The organism is Mycoplana rhizolycopersici (assembly GCF_013378445.1).
GTDB classification, from domain to species: Bacteria; Pseudomonadota; Alphaproteobacteria; order Rhizobiales; family Rhizobiaceae; genus Mycoplana; species Mycoplana rhizolycopersici.
This window is the reverse complement of sequence record NZ_JABXYK010000022.1, coordinates 23767-40779: the sequence shown is the minus strand read 5'-3', so window position 1 is coordinate 40779 and position 17013 is coordinate 23767. Positions and strand designations below refer to the sequence as shown.

The following is a 17013-nucleotide window of genomic DNA, read 5'->3' as shown; positions in this document are numbered from 1 at the left end:
CCTCAATTCGTTGTCAGTACCAGCCAGTCAGCGGCAAGTGCCGGCTTGGGCTGGCCTTCGATGTCCATGGTGGCGGCATAGGTGGCGAGGGTGCCGCTCCCCTTCTGCTGGCTGGCGACAAGATCGAAGCGCGCGCGAATGCGTGCGCCGGACCTGACCGGTGCCAGGAAACGGACCTTGTCGAAGCCGTAATTGATCTCGGCTGCTCCCGCGGCGGGCTCCGCAAAGACCTGTCGGCTAAGTTTCGTCAGCAGCGAAAGCACGAGAAAGCCATGGGCAATGGTGCCGCCGAAGGCGCTCTCATGGGCAGCGCGCACGGGGTCGACGTGAATGAACTGATGGTCATCGACGACATCGGCAAAACGGTCGATCAAGTCCTGATCGATCCGCATCCAGTCCGTGACGAGGGGTGCCGCGGCATCGGCACTCACGCCGTTTTCGGCCGAGGGGAGAGTGTGCAAGGTCCTGTTCCTCCTGAAGATCATGTGGAGCGAGGGGCGCGCAAAATATCGCGCTCGTTCACAACATACTCGGTAGTATGCACTTGCGGTTCGGGTTGTCCAGTGGCATTTTCCGCCGACAAACGCAGGCAGTTGCTTTCCGGAGCGGGCCATAACTATAGTCAAATCAAAGGAGAGCTGCCCATGATCGAAAATCGCCGCCAGGTCAGGACAGACGGGACCGGCAATGCGGATATCCTAGAGACAGCCGCTCAATGCTTCATGGAGCAGGGCTTTTCCGCAACCAGCATCGATGACGTCGCACGCCGCCTCGGCGCCACCAAGGGCCGTATCTATCACTACTATTCCTCCAAGACCGATCTGTTCTTCGACGTGCATCGCGAGGGCATGGAGCGGCTCTTTCAAGCGGTCGAGCCGGTGATGGGAATTGAAGGCACGGGCGTCGTTCGCCTGAGGGCCATGCTGACCGCGCATGCCATGGCAATGATGGCCAATGCCGCATTCGAGGCCGTTGTCGTCCAGGGCGTGCACATGCACCGTATGGCCGCCACCACCCCGGACCAGCGGCGCACGCTGGACGATCTCATCGCCATCCGCCGGCGCTTCGAAAGCCTGTTCAAGCAGGTGCTGCAGGAGGGTGTCGACGACGGGTCGATCCGCAATGTCGATATATCGATCAGCGCCAAGGCCATGCTCGGCGCCATCAACTGGCTCTCCGTCTGGTATCGCCCGGCGCCCGACGAGACAGAGGCGGATCGCCAGATGCTCGCAGAACGGATCGTCACGACCCAGATCGACGGTATTCGCAGCTGACCTCTGCTCATCCGGCAAAGACCCAGTTTCCGCTGCCGGTGCGCAAAAGCGATAGATCAGGACATGGGTCCAGGCCAAAAGTGATGGGGCTCACGGTTCGGTTCCGCTCAAGGCCAAATCCCTCAAGAATCGGGCAGAGTTGGCTGCGATCTCAGTTGCTCCAGGAAACGGGACTGCAGCCCGCTCGGTAGCCAGTTTTCGCGCATGGTAATGCCAATCGTCCGTGTACCAAGCCGGTGGCGCACGTCATCGGCAACGGGTATGCACTTGAGCAGACCCTCTCGTTCTTCAATGGCGATCTGTCGGCGAGAAAGCATCGACAGACGGTCGCTCTCCAGGATAACGGCGCGAGTGAGAACGAGGGAGCTTGTCTCGATGCTGGCGCGGGGAGGGGTGCGGCATTTCTCGAACAAGGCGTCGAATGCTGCGCGTATAGGCGTTCCCGGGCGCTGAGCCACCCATTCTTGCCGAGCAAGGTCGTCGAGTGATGCCTCAACAGCGCGCGCCAGAAGCGGATGCCCAGGCCGCCCGACGATCGCATAGGGATCGTCGAACAGCGCCTCCGTCCTCAGGCCGGCAAGATCGTTTCCCGTGCGCAGCGCGCCGATGAGAATGTCGCTCGCGCCGATGCGCAATTGCTGGGAGAGGAGCTCGTAGGAACCATCGGCGATTTCGACCCGGGCGTTGGGATAGGCCGCCAGCAGCGGGTTGATCGCGCGGGCGAGCAGCAGGGTGCGGGCAAGTGGCAGGCTGGCGATCTTGATACGTCCCTCCATGCGGCCTTCGAGCTCCCGCAATTCATCGACCGCCTGTTCGAGCTCGGTCAGGGCCACGCGCCAACGCATGGCGAGCCTCTGGCCGACTGCGTTCGGCGCCACGCCGCTCGGGCTGCGGACAAGGATCGCCCTTCCGACATTCGCCTGCAATTCGTGCAGGGTCCGGTGCAGCGCTGCCGGCGAGCCGCCGCCGCTGCGGGCAGCTTCGGTTATGGAGCCGCTGCCGGAAAGTGCGATCAGGGCCTCGATCTGGCGAAAGCCGATGCGGGCCAGCGTCTTGGAAATCAGGGCCGGGTCGCGCTGCGAACTGGCGCCGAGCGCCTGGCCGAGCGCGGTGGTGAGCTGGTCGTCCATGCGGCGCAGCCTGGCGAGGAGGACCTCGCCGGCCGCCGTCGGCTGGCTGCCGGCAGCATACCGGTCGAGGAGCCGCGTGCCGAAGCGGGCCTCGATGCCGGCCAGCGCCACCGTGACAGAAGGCTGGGACACGTTCAGTTCCGCAGCGGCACGGTTGAGGCTGCCCGTCTGACACACGTGCATGAAGACACGCAGGTGGCGAAGGTTGAGGTCGCTGGCGAACATGTTGCTCCTTAGGCGGATTCGCAAAAAGCTATAACGCAGCACAGCTTTCGTATTAGCACCGGGGACCCGATCGGTGCCAGTGTCCCCCTCGAAAATCGGAGGAGCATGGATATGCAGAACAAGACCGGACTCGTCGTCAGCGCACACTCGGCGGATTTCGTCTGGAGGGCCGGCGGCGCGATCGCGGCGCATGCAAGGCAGGGCTACGACGTCACCGTCGTCTGCCTGTCGTTCGGGGAGCGGGGCGAGTCGGCAAAGCTCTGGCGCAAGCCCGGCATGACACTCGAGGCCGTGAAGGCGGACCGCCGCCGCGAGGCGGAAAATGCGGCCCGGGCGCTCGGCGTCCACGATATCCAGTTCTATGATCTCGGCGACTATCCCATGCAGGTCACGCCGGAAGCTTTCGACCGGCTGGTCGATCTCTATCGCGCGCTCCGCCCGGAATTCATGCTGACGCATTCCCGGCAGGATCCGTATAACTTCGACCATCCGATGGCGACCGAGTTCGCCCAGCACGCGCGGGTCATTGCGCAGGCGCATGGCCACAAGCCCGAGGTGCCGGTGCTCGGTGCCCCGCCCGTCTATCTCTTCGAGCCGCACCAGCCGGAGCAGTGCAACTGGAAGCCCAATTTCCTTCTCGACATCAGCGAGGTCTGGGAGAAGAAGCTGGCGGCGATCAAGTGCATGGAGGGGCAGGAGCACCTCTGGGAATATTATACCCGGGTGGCCCTCCAGCGCGGGGTCCAGGCCTCACGCAATTCCGACTACAAGATTGTCTATGGCGAGGCCTATGAAGCGGTGTTCCCGCATGTGACGGGCACGCTCGGCCATGGAGCACTGGCATGAGCGTCGTCTATCGCACGATCGACCGTGCACCGCTCGACACCGTGAATGGTCTTGCGGAATGCGGCGTGGCAACGGTGCATGAAGCCATGGGGCGCGTCGGCCTGATGCAGTCCTATATGCGTCCCATCTGGCGCGGCGCGCGGGTTGCGGGCACAGCGGTGACCGTCTCGATCCCGCCGGCGGACAACTGGATGATCCATGTAGCGGTGGAACAGTGCCGCGAGGGCGACATTCTCGTCGTCGCCCCCACCTCGCCGTGCGACGCCGGCTATTTCGGCGAACTGCTCGCGACGTCGCTCAAGGTGCGTGGCGTGCGCGGCCTCGTGATCGAGGCCGGCGTACGCGATGTCGCGGAACTCGAGGCGATGGGCTTTCCCGTCTGGTCACGTTTCGTGTCCGCGCAGGGCACCGTGAAGGCGACACTGGGTTCCGTCAACGTTCCGATCGTCTGTGCCGGTGCCGCGATCACGCCCGGCGACGTCATCATCGCCGACGACGACGGGGTGATGGTCGTGCCGAGGGCCAAGGCGGGAACTGCGCTGGAGGCATCGCGGGCAAGGCTCGACAAGGAGCAGCAGACCCGCGCGCGGCTTGCCGCCGGCGAACTCGGCCTCGACATCTACAAGATGCGCGAGACGCTCGCGGCAAAGGGGCTGACCTACATCGATTGATCGGAAGCCGGGAAAGGTGGAGGAACCTTTTCCGCACGGGAGGACGAATGACCACGATAGCTTTCATCGGCTTCGGCGAGGCGGCGCAATCCATCGCCGGCGGCCTCAGCGGCCGCAACGCCGCGCGGCTTGCCGCCTACGACCTGCGCTTCAAGGATCCGGCGTCTTCTGCTGGATTGCGCGATATCGCCGCGCAACGGAGCGTCGAACCGCTCGACGACATTGCCGGCATCGCCTCGGCAGATGTCGTCCTGTCGCTCGTCGTCGGCGCGGCGACCAAGGCCGTCGCGGCGTCGGCCGCGCCGTATCTTTCGCAGCAGGCGATCTTCATCGACCTCAATTCCGTCGGTCCCGACACGAAGGCGCTGGCTGCAAAGGAGATCGCGACCGGCAAGGGAAGCTTCGTCGAAGGCGCCGTCATGGCGCGCGTGCCGCCCTATGCGGAAAAGGTGCCGATCCTGGTTGCCGGCAAGCGGGCGGGCGAGGTCGCCGAGCGGCTGAACGCGCTTGGAATGAATCTCGAAGCCGTGGGCGATACGCCCGGCCAGGCCTCGTCGTTGAAGATGATCCGCTCGGTGATGATCAAGGGCGTGGAAGCGCTGCTGATCGAGGCGCTTTCCTCGGCGGAACGGGCCGGCGTCACCGAACGCATCCTCGATTCCGTTGGGGAAACCTTTCCCGGGCTCGACTGGCGACAGGTCGCGGACTACTACCTGTCGCGAACCTTCGAACATGGCGCGCGTCGCGTGACCGAGATGACCGAGGCGGCCGAAACCATCGAGTCGCTCGGGCTGAAGGCTTCCATGTCGCGGGCCGCCTGCGAGACGATCGCAGCCGCTCATGCGGCGCTGAAGGATCAGGGCCTTGCCGTGACGGACGGATACCGCGGTTTCGTGCCCGTGCTGGCACGCCGCCTGGCAAAGGATCTCTGAGATGGACGGCATTCTCCAGTCGCTCGGCGTCATCTTCTCCTTTTCGGGTCTGGCGGTCCTCATCATCGGGGCTCTGCTCGGCATCGTCATCGGCGCACTGCCGGGCCTCGGCCCGTCGATCGGGCTGAGCCTTCTCATCCCTTTCACCTACAATCTCGGCCCTGAGCTGAGCATGCTGATGATGATCTCGCTTTATACTTCGGCGGAATATGGCGGCTCGATCAGCGCAATCCTGCTTTCGACACCCGGCACGGCGGCGGCGGCCGCGACCGCCATCGACGGCTACGCCATGGCGCGCAAGGGCAAGGCGAACGAGGCGATCTCGATTTCGCTGACCGCATCGACCGTGGGCGGTGTGTTCGGCGGCCTGGCCCTGCTGCTGCTGGCCATGCCGCTGGCATCGCTCGCCCTCAAATTCGGCCCGGCGGGCTATTTCGCCGTCGGCATCTTTGGCCTCACCTCGGTCGCTGCCCTGTCCGGCGGCTCGCTGGTGAAGGGCCTTGTCTGCGCGGCCTTCGGGCTCGCGCTTGCGACGATCGGGATCGATCCCATCGCGGGCACGCCGCGCTTCACCTTCGGCCTGTTCGAACTCTACGAGGGCGTCCCGTTCCTCGCCGCGCTCATCGGCCTCTTCGCCGTGTCGGAAGCGCTTGCCATGATCGAGAGCCGTGTCGTCGCAGCCCCTGTCATCAAGGACAAGGTCGGCCATGTCTTCATGTCAGGCGCGCTGTGGAAGGAGACCTGGCGGTCCATGCTGTCAGGCTCGGTGATCGGCACCCTGCTCGGCATTCTCCCCGGCGTCGGCGGCAACATCGCCTGTTGGGTCGCCCGCGACTATGCGCGGGCTCGCGATCGCCATCCGCAAGAATTTGGCAAGGGCTCGGCCAACGGCATCGCGGCGCCGGAAGCCTCCAACAATGCGACGGTCGGTGGTGCGCTCGTTCCGCTGCTCGCACTCGGCGTGCCGGGGTCGCCGACGACCGCCATCATGGTCGGCGCATTGATCATGCATGGCCTACATCCCGGTCCCCAATTGTTCACCGAGGCACCGTCGCTGGTCTATGCGATCCTCTTCGGCACGATCATCGCGTCGCTGGTGCAGTATGCCGCGGGCTCCCTGTTCCTGCCGCTGATGGCGCGGGTGATGCGCCTGCCGGATGCGGTCATCGCCGTCGGCATCATGGCCTTTGCCGTGCTCGGCGCCTTCGCCATCCGCAACTTGATGTTCGACGTCTACCTGATGCTCGGCTTCGGCGTGGTCGGCTATCTGATGAAGAAGCTCCGCTTCCCCGTCGCGCCCATCATCCTTGCCATGGTGCTGGGCTACCTCGTGGAATCCAACTACCGCACGGCGCTGGTTTCCTCGCAGGGCGACTACATGATTTTCATCACCGATCCCGTCAGCCTGCTGTTCCTCGTCCTCAGCCTCGTCAGCCTGCTGACGCCGCTGTGGCGCCGGCTCCAGGCACGCCGCATGCGCCGGCTCGATGGAACGGCGAACGGCGCGGCGCACTAGACACCGTATCAATGGAGGAGAAGACATGACGATAAACAGAAGAACGTTCGGCACGCGGATGGCGGGTTCGGCCCTGGGACTGGCGCTTGCGCTTTCAAGCGTCGCCCTGCCAAGCCCTGCCGTCGCAGCAGGTTTTCCGGAAAAGTCCGTGACGCTGGTGGTCTGGGCGGGTGCTGGAGGAGCGCTCGACACCTATGGCCGCAAGCTTGCCGAGCTCCTGGAAAAGGAGTCCGGCTGGACCGTGAAGGTCGACAACCGGCCGGGCGGAAGCGGCGCGGTCGGTGTTTCCCAGATCATGACGCAGCCGGCGGACGGCTACAACATCCTCGTCTTCACCGGAACGCTGACCTTCGGTATCGCCCAGGGGCTAATCCCCTTTGAGCTCAAGGACTTCCGCATGCTGCGCGCCATGCAGTCGGAACCGTCCTCGCTGGCTGTCCTGTCAGACAGTCCGTTCAAGTCGGTGGACGACTTCGTGAACTACATGAAGGAAAATCCGAGCGGGCTGAAAGTCGGCGGCCATGCGCCCGGCGGTTTTCACCAGTACATGCTCTACCAGCTGATGAAGTCGGGCGGCTTCGAGAGCGGCTGGATCCCGCATGACGCCTCCGGCAAGGTGACGCTCGCCCTGCTCGGCAAGCACATCGATGCCGCGATGATGACGCCGTCGACCGGCCTCGCCCAGGTCAAGAGCGGCGATGTCCGGCTGCTCGGCATCTCGACCGACAAGCGCAGCGAATTCCTGCCCGACGTGCCGACCTTCAAGGAGCTCGGCTATGACATCGAGGGTGCGGTCTGGCGCGGCATCGCCGTGAAGGCCGGAACGCCGGATGACGTTGTCGACACCATCCAGGCCGCGGTGGACAAGGTCACGGCATCCGAGGACTGGAAGAAGTTCCAGACCGAGCAGTTCCAGGACAGCCCGGACTGGAAGGAAGAGGAATTCACCAAGCGGGCTGAAAGCGATCTCGCCAGCCAGCTCGAGTTCCTCAAGGCGAACGGATACGCCCAATGACAAACCAGGCTTCGGCTGTTCCGGGTTCCAACCTCTCCCCCGTGCCGGGGGGAGAGGCCACCCGCAAGCACTTCTGGCAGAACCTCGTTGCTGCCTGCATCGCCATCGCGTGGAATGCGGGCTTCCTCTTCATGAGCCTTGGGCTTCCGGCCGGCCATTCACGCGGCGATGTCGGGCCGGGCTCGCTGCCCATGCAGGTGTCCGTCTTCGGGCTCGTCGTTTCGGCTGTCTACTTGGTTCAAGTCCTGCGCGGCACCGACTTCGGCGGGTCGAGCGAGAAGATCGACGTGGCGCGCGTGGCCGGCCTGCTCGGCCTTTTCGTCGCCGTGGCACTCAGCGCGAACTGGATCGGCCTTGCGCTCTGCCTCGGCATCGGCACGGGCGTCGCGACGCTCCTCTTCCCCGGAGAAAAGCCGTTCGTGCGGGCGGTCGCTACAGGCGCCGGCTTCTGGCTGATCGCCTGGGGGCTTTTCGGCAAGCTGCTCGAGCTTCCGCTTCCCTGACCAGAACTGTAGAACGATAGGAGTGACGGACATGACGCCGGATGGCATCCCTTGCATGATGATGAGAGGTGGCACGTCGAAGGGAGCCTATTTCCTTGCCGACGACCTGCCTTCGGACCCGGCGGAACGCGACCGGCTCCTGCTGCGCATCATGGGCTCGCCCGATCCGCGCCAGATCGATGGTATCGGCGGCGCGGACCCCTTGACCAGCAAGGTGGCCGTGGTGCGGGCCTCGGTTCGGCCGGGCTTCGATGTCGACTATCTGTTCCTCCAGGTCTTCGTCGACCAGGCGCTCGTCAGCGACGGCCAGAATTGCGGCAACATTCTTGCCGGCGTCGGCGCATTTGCCGTCGAGCGTGGGCTGGTGGAGGCCGGCGAGGGCGAAACCGCCATCCGCATCTACATGGAGAACACGGCTCAATCCGCCGTGGCGCGCATCCCCACGAAAGGCGGCCGCCCCGTCTATGCCGGCGAAGCGCGCATCGACGGCGTACCCGGATCGTCGGCACCCGTCTACCTCGCTTTCACGGATGCTGCCGGCTCGAGCTGCGGCGCGCTGCTCCCGACTGGCTCGGCGGCGACGGAAATTGACGGTGTTACCTGTACGCTGATCGACAATGGCATGCCCGTCGTTGTGATGCGCGCCACGGATTTCGGCCTGACGGGTTATGAAAGCCGCGAGGAACTGGAGGCGAACGAGGCCGCCAAGGCGCGCATCGAACGCATCCGGCTCGCCGCCGGTCCCCTGATGAACCTCGGCGATGTCGCGAAGAAGTCCGTGCCCAAGATGACGCTCGTCGCCCCGCCGACGGGGGGCGGGGCCATCATGACTCGCAGCTTCATTCCCCACCGCGTTCACGCGTCCATCGGCGTCTTCGGTGCGCTCAGCGTGGCAACGGCCTGCATGTTCCCGGATAGTCCCGCCGCAGCCATGGCCGTGCTTCCCGATGGCGTCGCCAAGACCGTTGCCGTCGAGCATCCGACTGGCAACCTGGAGATTCTCCTGCTGCTCGACGAGGACGCGCCGGGTGGTCTCAAAGAGTGCTCCTTCCTCAGGACGACGCGCAAGCTCTTCGACGGTCGAGTGTTTGCGGAGTAGGTTCCCGGAATGGCCGACGGTGTTCGGTGTGACGCCAAGATAACGACCGCGCTCCGCGAAGTGCGGTCTATCACCACGAGATTGCCGAAGCCGGAAACGAGCCCAGGCGCTGTTCTGCTACCTTCGGGCGCCGCCGGCCATTGAGATGGATCGTGCAGCGGCAGTCACCAGCGCCGAAAAACGCTGTTCGGTCTCCTCCGGCGTGTAGCGACTGCGTGATACCGCGATGTTGATCGCGCCGTAGGGTTTTCCGTTGGCGTCAAGCACTGGTGCGGCGACCGACAGGTCCCCGTGGAAATATTCCTCGAAAGCGGTCGCGTAGCCCCGTCCGGCAGATTTCTTCAGCTTCTCCCGCAGTGCGTCCATCTCCCAGGTGGTGTGGGGTGTATAGGGGTGAAGATGGGACCTTTCGAGGACCCCGTAAGCATCCTCCTCGGGCAGGAAAGAGAGAATGGCGATGCCCGGGGCGGTACAATAGGCGGGCAGCCGCGTGCCGGTGATGACGTCGTTGTTCAGTACATGGCGGCTCATGAAACGCGAGACGAACACGATATCCGTGCCGTCGAGAACGGTGAGGTTGACCGTCTCCTCTGTCTCCTTGCTGAGATGCAGGAGGTAGGGCATGCCGCGCTCCACCAGACTGCTGGCGCGCGTGTAGTGATAGCCGAAATCCAAAGATTTTACAGTCAGTTCGAACCGCCTGGTATCGGCATCCTTGTCGAGATAGCCGAGCTTCGTGAGCGTGTGGGTGAACCGCTGGGCAGCGCTCATGTCGAGCCCGGCTTCGTCGGCAATCTGTGACAGGCTGAGATTGGGACGCGTGCCGTCGAAGGCCCTCAGCACCCTGAATGCCTTCTCGACCGACTGCACCAGAAGCGGATCGCGATCCTCTCCCGCTGCCTCGTTGCCATCCGCCGTCACCTTGACTGACTTGCGCGCCATTTGCCCCACGATCCCTGCCGCTTTGCACATACCGATAACAGAATATCGGCATATCGGAAAAGCGCTTGACATAAAAAATATATATGAACACACTATTCCATATTAATTATCGCATTGCAATAGTTAATGCATCGAAACGGAGAGAGAAACATGGATCGCTTCATCCTGACTGAACGGCACGGCGAGGTCGGCGTCATCACACTGAACCGCCCTCAAATCCTGAATGCCTGGCACAGCCCCATGCGCAAGCAGTTGGTCGAGGCGTTCCAGGCCTTCGAGAAGGACGAGGAGATCCGGGCGATCATCCTCACCGGCGCCGGCGACCGTGCTTTCAGCGCCGGCCAGGACCTGAACGAGACTAAGACTTTCGACGCCGAGCGCGGCAAGGAGTGGGTCGGCGAGTGGGAGCGCCTGTATGACGCGATGCGTTCCCTGTCGAAGCCGCTGATCGCCGCACTGAACGGCGTGGCAGCCGGCTCGGCGTTCCAGGTTGCACTGCTCTGCGACTTCCGCATTGGCCATCCGGGCGTCCGCATGGGCCAGCCCGAGATCAATTCGGGTATCGCCAGCACCACCGGTCCGTGGATCATGCGCGAGATCATCGGCCTGGCTCGCACCATCGACCTGACGCTGAGCGGCCGTCTGATGGAATCGGACGAGTGCCATTCCATCGGTATCATCAACCGCATCGTGCCACAGGAAAAAGTCATGGAAGAATCGCTGGCGCTTGCGCGCGAACTCGCGGCAAAGCCTCCGGTCGCCATGCGCCTGGACAAGCAGCGCTTCAAGGAAATGACCGAAGCCGGATTCCGCGACTGCCTCGAAGCAGGTGTCCGCATCCAGCGGGAGGCGTATGCTTCCGGTGAACCGGCGCGGATGATGGAGCTCTTCCTCGCTCAGCGCGCCGCCAGAAAGGCAAGCTGACAGGTCGGCAAGCCGTCCCGGGAGGCGGCGCAACAATCCATAAACCAGAGGGTAAAAGAATGACCAACGACAAGCGAATGCTGATTGATCGCCGCAACCTGCTGAAAATCGGAGGCGGCCTCGGCGTGGCGCTGGCCGCCCCTACCATCCTGACGAGAACGGCATGGGCCAACGAGCAGCTCATCGTCGCAGATCCGGGCGGACCCTACAGCCCCGGCTACCGCAAGGCCTTTTACGATCCCTTCGAAAAGGCGACCGGCATCAAGGTCATCAACGTCGCCCGCGACGCCGAGCCGACTGCACAGTTCCGCGCGATGGTCGAGACCCAGTCCTACAGCTGGGATGTCTGCACGCTGACGCTTTCGGCGCGCGACATTCTCGAAAAGCGCGACCTTCTGGAGCCGATCAATCTCACCGCAGCGGACGCACCCGGCCTGATGCCGGATTCCCTGACGCCGGTCTGGCTCGGCATCGACGTTTATTCGACGATCATGGCCTATCGCACCGACAAGTTCGATGCCGCCAAGGCGCCGACGTCCTGGGCGGACTTCTGGAACGTCGAGAAATTCCCCGGCCGCCGTGCGCTGCGCAAGAACCCGATCGATACGCTGGAGCAGGCCCTGCTTGCCGATGGCGTGACCCTCGACCAGCTCTATCCGCTCGACATCGAGCGCGCCTATGCGAGCCTGGAAAAGATCAAGCCACATGTCGACGTCTGGTGGACGGGTGGCGCACAGTCGAGCCAGCTCATCCAGAGCGGCGAGGTGGATCTGATCGCATTGTGGAACGCCCGCGCCCAGGCCGTCATCGACGGCGGCGCGCCGGTCAAGATCGTCTGGAACCAGGGCCTTTACTCCATCGAAGGCTGGGGCATTCCCAAGGGCTCCCCGCGCGCGGAGATTGCCCGCCAGTTCGTGAAGTTCTGCGCCGATCCGAAGCAGCAGGCACTCTTCACCGAGTTTCTCGCCTACGGCCCGACGAACCTGAAGGCATACGAGAACATTCCGGCGGAAAGGGCGACTGCGCTTCCGACGTCCGAAGCGAACCTGAAGCTCATGACGATTGCCCGTGAAGACTGGTGGAGCGCCCATCGTTCGGAAATGACCGAACGGTTCAACGCCTGGATCCTGGGATAAGGGAGAAAACTCATGCTCGCGAAGCCCGATCAAGCCAATCAGCCAAAGCTCCTCGTCGATGGACTGGCAAAAAGCTACGGCACTGCCGTTGCGCTCAAGCCCACGCATCTTGCGGTCGAAGCGGGCGAGTTCCTGACGCTTCTCGGGCCTTCCGGCTCCGGCAAGACAACCTTGCTGCAGATGGTCAGCGGACTGGTCGCCCCAACGCAGGGGCGGCTGTTCATCGACGGAAAGGACGAGACGCAGACGCCGGTGCACAAGCGCGACATCGGTCTCGTCTTCCAGCACTACGCCCTGTTCCCGCATCTGACAGTGGCGGAGAACATCGGATTTCCGCTGAAGATGCGGGGCCTGAGCTCCGCCGATATCCAGAAGCAGGTGGCCAACGCGCTGGAAATGGTGCAACTGGGTCATCTCGCCGGCCGCTTCCCGCGCGAGCTTTCAGGCGGCCAACAGCAGCGCGTCGCCTTGGCCCGCTGTTTCGTCTACAAGCCTGCCATTATCCTGATGGACGAGCCGCTCGGCGCACTCGACAAGAAACTGCGGGAGCACATGCAGTTCGAGATCAAGGACCTCCATCGCAAGACCGGCGCGACGATCATCTACGTCACGCACGATCAGGAAGAGGCGCTGGCGCTGTCGGATCGCATCTGCCTGATGAACCACGCCCGCGTCGAGCAGATCGGGCCCCCGCACGAGATTTATGCGCGCCCGCGCACCGCGTTTGCCGCGGACTTCATCGGCATCTCCAATATTTTCCGTGGTCGCGTCGAGTGCGGTGCCAACGGCGCAGCCCATCTTGCCACCCCCAGCGGGCGCCTGCGGATCGACGGCGACAACCTTGCAAATGACGCAGAAATGGCGCTCGTCGTACGGCCGGAGCATATCGAGCTGGGCTCTGACGGCGAAAACGAAATCCGCGGAAATGTGGCCGAGATCGTCTACGCCGGGTCGGAAACCCGGCTCCTGGTCGAGGTCGCGGCGGGCGAGCGCGTGACAGTCCGTGTCCTGCCGGGCAAGCCCATGCCGAAGCTCGGTGAGAACGTCACGCTGAGCTGGAAGCCCGAAGCAGCTGTACTGGTGACGCCATGAGCACGACCGCTGTTTCGCACGCCGTTTCGCCGGCGCCCCGACGCTTCCGCTTCGGCCCACTCTGGCTCGCTGTGCCGGGCCTTGCCTTCCTTGCCGTCTTTTTTCTCGTGCCGGTCGCCCGCCTGATGGGCCTCAGCCTTGAGGACGCCGATACCGGCGCGATGACGATGGCGCACTACGCGCGCATCTTCGAGACCGACGTCTATTTCCGCGTCCTGCTGATTACCTTCCGCATCGCCGCGCTGACGACGCTTTTCTCGCTCCTCTTCGGCTATCCGCTGGCCTACTGGCTGGCACGGCTGCCGGAGCACAGGCGCGGCACGATGATCCTGCTGGTCATGGTCCCGTTCTGGACCAGCTATCTCGTCAAGAGCTTTGCCTGGGTGATCGTTCTCGGGCGTACGGGCGTCATCAACCAGATCGGCATGGGCACGGGCCTTCTGAGCGAGCCGCTCGAGTTGCTGCACAACGAGTTCGGGGTGATGGTCGGCATGGTGCACGCCATGACGCCGCTCGCCGTGCTGACCATGCTGCCGGTGATGACGGGCATCGACCGCAGGCTGACGCAGGCCTCGGGCACGCTGGGCGCTACGCCTGCCAAGGGCTTCTGGCTCGTCTATTTCCCGCTGTCGCTGCCCGGGGCGGCGGCGGCAGGCTTGCTGACCTTCATCTCCTCGCTCGGGTTCTTCATCGTGCCGGCGCTGCTTGGCGGCCGCCAGCAGACCATGCTGGCGCAGCTGATCATCGTGCAGGTCCAGGAGATCCTGAACTGGGCATTCGCCGGCGCGCTGGCGGCCTTGATGCTGACAACTGCTCTCGTCACCTGCTGGCTGTATGACCGTGTCTTCGGGCTTTCCAGCCTTTCCGGAGAGCCTTCGGATGGAAAGTCCGGGCGCAAGGGCGTGCTGCGTGGGCTTGGACTTGCCATTCTGGACGCACTCTCAGTTGCCTGCAGCGCCGTCAGCGCCGGTGCCAGCCGGGTTTTGGGGCAGCGGATATCGGCGCGCATGCTCGGGTTCTACTGCGCACTCATGTTCGCCTTCCTGATGCTGCCGACGCTCGTTGTATTGCCGATCGGCTTCACCAGCTCGCAGTTCCTCGAATTCCCGCCGCCGGGCTATGGCCTTGACTGGTTCCGCACCTACTTCACGTCGGATCTTTGGATATCCGCCACGATCCGCTCGTTCGGCGTGGCTTTTGCGACCGCCATTGTTGCGACGGCGATCGGCGGATTTGCCGCCCTGGCGCTCGCCCGGTCCAATTCGCGCTGGCGCGGCCTCATCTTCGCACTTTTCCTGGCCCCGATGATCGTGCCGCGCATCGTCATCGCCGTCGGACTGTTCTACCTGTTTGCGCAGATGGGGCTTGTGGCGACCGACCTCGGCCTGGTCATCGGCCATACCGTCCTGGCGCTGCCGTTTGCCTTCGTCGCCATCGCCGCCGTGCTGAAGAGCTACGACTGGCGCCTCGATCAGGCGGCAGCCACGCTCGGTGCGAACAGGTTCCAGGCATTGCGGTTCGTCACGGTCCCGCTCATCAAGAGCGGCCTGACTGCCGCCTTCCTGTTCGCGTTCATCACCTCCTTCGATGAACTGACGGTCGCGATCTTCGTCAGCGGTGGTGTCAAGACGACCCTGCCCAAGCAGATGTGGGACGACATGATCCTCCAGCTCAATCCGACGCTGGCCGCGGTCTCCGTCGTCGTCTTCATCGTCGTGACGACACTTCTCCTTGCGGCGGAACGACTCCGCCGCTCCTCCCAAGCATAGATAGAGTATCTCCCATGACTGTATCGATCGAAGGCTTCATCGGAAGCTTCAAGACCAAGGCTGCCCGCGTGCCCGACCAGGTGTTCGCGCGGTTCAATGGCGAGCCGATCACCTTCGGCCTGCTGGATACGATGTCCGGCAATTTTGCCGCCGAACTGCGCCGGCGCGGCTTGAAATCCGGCGATCGCGTCGCCGTGATGATGCGCAACTCGCGCTTTTCGCTCGCTGTCCTCTTCGGTCTCGCCAAGGCCGGAGTCGTCTGGGTCCCGGTCAACGCCCAGCTTCGCGGCGAGGGGCTGCGCTACATCCTGGAGCACTGCGAGCCTGGTGCCGTCGTCTGCGACGCCGACCTGATGCAGACCGTCCGGGAATGCGGCGCGGCGGTCGATCCGGGTGCGATCATCGTCGCGGGGGATGAAAGGACTTCCGGTGCCCTCGAGGCGATCCTTGGCATGGACGCGAGCTTCGATGAGCCCGCGCCAGCCGCCAGCGACCTGTTTTCGATCATGTACACTTCGGGGACGACCGGGCGGCCGAAGGGCGTGCTCGTCACCCACGGCATGATCCGGCTTGCGGGCGAGGCGGTGCGCACGCTCTCTCTGGCGAAGGCCGGCGACGTGTTCTTCGTCTGGGAGCCGCTCTATCACATCGGCGGTGCGCAGCTCATCGTCCTGCCGATCATCGACGATATCCAGCTCGCCATGGTCGACCGCTTCTCGGCCAGTCGCTTCTGGGACCAGGTCCGCACCTACGGCGCGACACATATCCACTATCTCGGCGGCATCCCGCAGATCCTCCTGAAGCAGCCGGAGAGCGAGCTGGACAAGAAGCATCCGGTGCGCATCGCCTGGGGCGGCGGTTGCCCAAAGGAAGTATGGCCGCTGTTCAGCGAACGCTTCGGTGTCGAGATGCGCGAATGCTACGGCATGACCGAGGCATCGAGCATCACGACCTGCAACGCCAACGGCGTCGTCGGCGCCGTCGGCCGGGCGATGCCGTGGTTCACCGTCGAGATCCTCGACGAGAACGGCAAGCCGGTGCCGGTCGGCGAGAAGGGCGAGATCGTCGTCCGCACGCAACTGGAGGGTGCCTTGTTCAAGGGCTATCTGCGCAATCCGGAAGCCACGGAAAAGGCGCTCCGCAACGGCGCGCTGCACACCGGCGATTCCGGCTCCTTCGATGCGGACGGCAATCTCTGGTTCCACGGCCGGCTGACGGACAGCGTCCGCTGCAAGGGCGAGAACGTGTCCGCCTGGGAGGTGGAGCACGTCGTGGCCTCCTATCCGGCGGTGGAAGACTGCGCCATGATCGGCGTCGCAGCCGAGATCGGCGAGCAGGACATCAAGCTCTTCGTCAAGCCGAAGCTCGGCAGCGCGATCGTGCCCGCGGAGCTTTCCATCTGGCTCGGCGAACGGCTGGCAGCCTACCAGAACCCGCGCTACATCGCGGTGGTCGACGAGTTCGAGCGCACGCCCAGCCAGCGGATCATGAAGCACAAGCTGCCGTCCGGGCTGAGCAATTGCTGGGACCGGCTGGCCATGTGAGTTGCTACCGGCGCTTGGCCAGCTTGTAACCGAACGGTCGGCCGGCGCCGCTGAGCTCGGCGATCGTCAGGGCGATTTCGTCGGCGGCCAGCCGGGATCCGCCTAAGGCAAAGGATACGTGCCCGACTGCGTGTCGAACACGACCGGGCGCCTGTCGGAAACATGCTTGCACAGCTATCGCAGGTATTTGGTCTCATGTGCCGTTCTTGAGCTGCAGGCGCATCGAGGGCTTGAGGATGTTCCATCGCCCTGAGACTGCAGTGGGAGGTCCTTCTTCCCGCCATGGCGCCCACGGTGCCCATGCCTTCGTGATGATGATGGTGGCGGCCGACATGTCGTCAGATCGAATTCCGTGTTGCCCCGATGCCGGAAACGGACCGAAGCCATGCGGGGCC

General features: G+C 64.0%; 16 protein-coding genes. 13 read left to right on the top strand and 3 right to left on the bottom strand.

Annotated features, from left to right (window positions below; translation table 11 throughout):
* Positions 1–2: 2 nt before the first annotated feature.
* Positions 3–392, bottom strand: coding sequence for a MaoC family dehydratase (locus tag HV823_RS23665; RefSeq protein ID WP_246301913.1), 390 nt, complete (start codon positions 390–392; stop codon positions 3–5).
* Positions 393–644: 252 nt separating this feature from the next.
* On the opposite strand from HV823_RS23665, the gene HV823_RS23660 reads away from it, so the two are divergent.
* Complete coding sequence (locus HV823_RS23660; protein ID WP_176952140.1) at positions 645–1274, top strand: TetR/AcrR family transcriptional regulator; 630 nt, start codon at positions 645–647, stop codon at positions 1272–1274.
* A 122-nt stretch (positions 1275–1396) separates the two neighbouring features.
* Here the strand turns inward: HV823_RS23660 and HV823_RS23655 are convergent, their stop codons facing one another.
* Positions 1397–2629 carry a LysR family transcriptional regulator gene (locus HV823_RS23655; RefSeq protein WP_176952139.1) on the bottom strand — a complete coding sequence of 411 codons (1233 nt, stop codon included), beginning with the start codon at positions 2627–2629 and terminating at the stop codon, positions 1397–1399.
* 111 nt (positions 2630–2740) lie between these two features.
* On the opposite strand from HV823_RS23655, the gene HV823_RS23650 reads away from it, so the two are divergent.
* Genes HV823_RS23650 through HV823_RS23620 form a run of 7 tightly spaced genes read left to right on the top strand, consistent with a single transcriptional unit; the run spans position 2741 to position 9211 of the window.
* Positions 2741–3475 carry a PIG-L deacetylase family protein gene (locus HV823_RS23650; RefSeq protein ID WP_176952138.1) on the top strand — a complete coding sequence of 245 codons (735 nt, stop codon included), beginning with the start codon at positions 2741–2743 and terminating at the stop codon, positions 3473–3475.
* Positions 3472–4146, top strand: coding sequence for a 4-carboxy-4-hydroxy-2-oxoadipate aldolase/oxaloacetate decarboxylase (locus HV823_RS23645; RefSeq protein ID WP_176952137.1), 675 nt, complete (start codon positions 3472–3474; stop codon positions 4144–4146). The genes HV823_RS23650 and HV823_RS23645 overlap by 4 nt, the downstream gene beginning before the upstream one ends.
* 47 nt (positions 4147–4193) lie before the next feature.
* Entirely contained in the window at positions 4194–5078 is an 885-nt protein-coding gene (locus tag HV823_RS23640; protein WP_176952136.1) for an NAD(P)-dependent oxidoreductase, read from the top strand.
* Between the two features lies 1 nt (position 5079).
* On the top strand, positions 5080–6594 hold the full coding sequence (locus tag HV823_RS23635; protein WP_176952135.1) for a tripartite tricarboxylate transporter permease: 1515 nt from the start codon (positions 5080–5082) through the stop codon (positions 6592–6594).
* A 25-nt stretch (positions 6595–6619) separates the two neighbouring features.
* Positions 6620–7609, top strand: a complete 990-nt coding sequence (locus HV823_RS23630) for a Bug family tripartite tricarboxylate transporter substrate binding protein (RefSeq protein WP_176952134.1) — start codon at positions 6620–6622, stop codon at positions 7607–7609.
* On the top strand, positions 7606–8112 hold the full coding sequence (locus HV823_RS23625; protein ID WP_176952133.1) for a tripartite tricarboxylate transporter TctB family protein: 507 nt from the start codon (positions 7606–7608) through the stop codon (positions 8110–8112). The genes HV823_RS23630 and HV823_RS23625 overlap by 4 nt, the downstream gene beginning before the upstream one ends.
* A 31-nt stretch (positions 8113–8143) precedes the next feature.
* Complete coding sequence (locus HV823_RS23620) at positions 8144–9211, top strand: 4-oxalomesaconate tautomerase (protein ID WP_176952132.1); 1068 nt, start codon at positions 8144–8146, stop codon at positions 9209–9211.
* 117 nt (positions 9212–9328) lie between these two features.
* Here the strand turns inward: HV823_RS23620 and HV823_RS23615 are convergent, their stop codons facing one another.
* Positions 9329–10153, bottom strand: coding sequence for an IclR family transcriptional regulator (locus HV823_RS23615; RefSeq protein WP_176952131.1), 825 nt, complete (start codon positions 10151–10153; stop codon positions 9329–9331).
* 150 nt (positions 10154–10303) lie between these two features.
* Here HV823_RS23615 and HV823_RS23610 point away from each other — a divergent pair, with 150 nt between their 5' ends.
* The 5 genes from HV823_RS23610 to HV823_RS23590 are packed head-to-tail and all read left to right on the top strand — an operon-like array spanning position 10304 to position 16618.
* The gene (locus HV823_RS23610) at positions 10304–11077 is read left to right on the top strand and encodes an enoyl-CoA hydratase/isomerase family protein (RefSeq protein WP_176952130.1); all 774 of its coding nucleotides are present in this window, start codon (positions 10304–10306) and stop codon (positions 11075–11077) included.
* Between the two features lie 59 nt (positions 11078–11136).
* Positions 11137–12213, top strand: a complete 1077-nt coding sequence (locus HV823_RS23605; protein WP_176952129.1) for a polyamine ABC transporter substrate-binding protein — start codon at positions 11137–11139, stop codon at positions 12211–12213.
* Between the two features lie 12 nt (positions 12214–12225).
* A complete protein-coding gene (locus tag HV823_RS23600; RefSeq protein ID WP_176952128.1) occupies positions 12226–13305 on the top strand; it encodes an ABC transporter ATP-binding protein in 1080 nt (359 codons plus the stop codon).
* Positions 13302–15074 carry an ABC transporter permease subunit gene (locus tag HV823_RS23595; RefSeq protein ID WP_176952127.1) on the top strand — a complete coding sequence of 591 codons (1773 nt, stop codon included), beginning with the start codon at positions 13302–13304 and terminating at the stop codon, positions 15072–15074. Before HV823_RS23600 ends, HV823_RS23595 begins: the two co-directional genes overlap by 4 nt.
* Before the next feature lie 14 nt (positions 15075–15088).
* A complete protein-coding gene (locus HV823_RS23590) occupies positions 15089–16618 on the top strand; it encodes an AMP-binding protein (RefSeq protein ID WP_176952126.1) in 1530 nt (509 codons plus the stop codon).
* Positions 16619–17013: the final 395 nt, after the last annotated feature.

Bases quoted from the DNA above. Each gene is read 5' to 3' on its own strand.
- HV823_RS23665 (WP_246301913.1), bottom strand. From the start codon at position 392: ATGCGGATCGATCAGGACTTGATCGACCGTTTTGCCGATGTCGTCGAT.
- HV823_RS23660 (WP_176952140.1), top strand. From the start codon at position 645: ATGATCGAAAATCGCCGCCAGGTCAGGACAGACGGGACCGGCAATGCG.
- HV823_RS23655 (WP_176952139.1), bottom strand. From the start codon at position 2,629: ATGTTCGCCAGCGACCTCAACCTTCGCCACCTGCGTGTCTTCATGCAC.
- HV823_RS23650 (WP_176952138.1), top strand. From the start codon at position 2,741: ATGCAGAACAAGACCGGACTCGTCGTCAGCGCACACTCGGCGGATTTC.
- HV823_RS23645 (WP_176952137.1), top strand. From the start codon at position 3,472: ATGAGCGTCGTCTATCGCACGATCGACCGTGCACCGCTCGACACCGTG.
- HV823_RS23640 (WP_176952136.1), top strand. From the start codon at position 4,194: ATGACCACGATAGCTTTCATCGGCTTCGGCGAGGCGGCGCAATCCATC.
- HV823_RS23635 (WP_176952135.1), top strand. From the start codon at position 5,080: ATGGACGGCATTCTCCAGTCGCTCGGCGTCATCTTCTCCTTTTCGGGT.
- HV823_RS23630 (WP_176952134.1), top strand. From the start codon at position 6,620: ATGACGATAAACAGAAGAACGTTCGGCACGCGGATGGCGGGTTCGGCC.
- HV823_RS23625 (WP_176952133.1), top strand. From the start codon at position 7,606: ATGACAAACCAGGCTTCGGCTGTTCCGGGTTCCAACCTCTCCCCCGTG.
- HV823_RS23620 (WP_176952132.1), top strand. From the start codon at position 8,144: ATGACGCCGGATGGCATCCCTTGCATGATGATGAGAGGTGGCACGTCG.
- HV823_RS23615 (WP_176952131.1), bottom strand. From the start codon at position 10,153: ATGGCGCGCAAGTCAGTCAAGGTGACGGCGGATGGCAACGAGGCAGCG.
- HV823_RS23610 (WP_176952130.1), top strand. From the start codon at position 10,304: ATGGATCGCTTCATCCTGACTGAACGGCACGGCGAGGTCGGCGTCATC.
- HV823_RS23605 (WP_176952129.1), top strand. From the start codon at position 11,137: ATGACCAACGACAAGCGAATGCTGATTGATCGCCGCAACCTGCTGAAA.
- HV823_RS23600 (WP_176952128.1), top strand. From the start codon at position 12,226: ATGCTCGCGAAGCCCGATCAAGCCAATCAGCCAAAGCTCCTCGTCGAT.
- HV823_RS23595 (WP_176952127.1), top strand. From the start codon at position 13,302: ATGAGCACGACCGCTGTTTCGCACGCCGTTTCGCCGGCGCCCCGACGC.
- HV823_RS23590 (WP_176952126.1), top strand. From the start codon at position 15,089: ATGACTGTATCGATCGAAGGCTTCATCGGAAGCTTCAAGACCAAGGCT.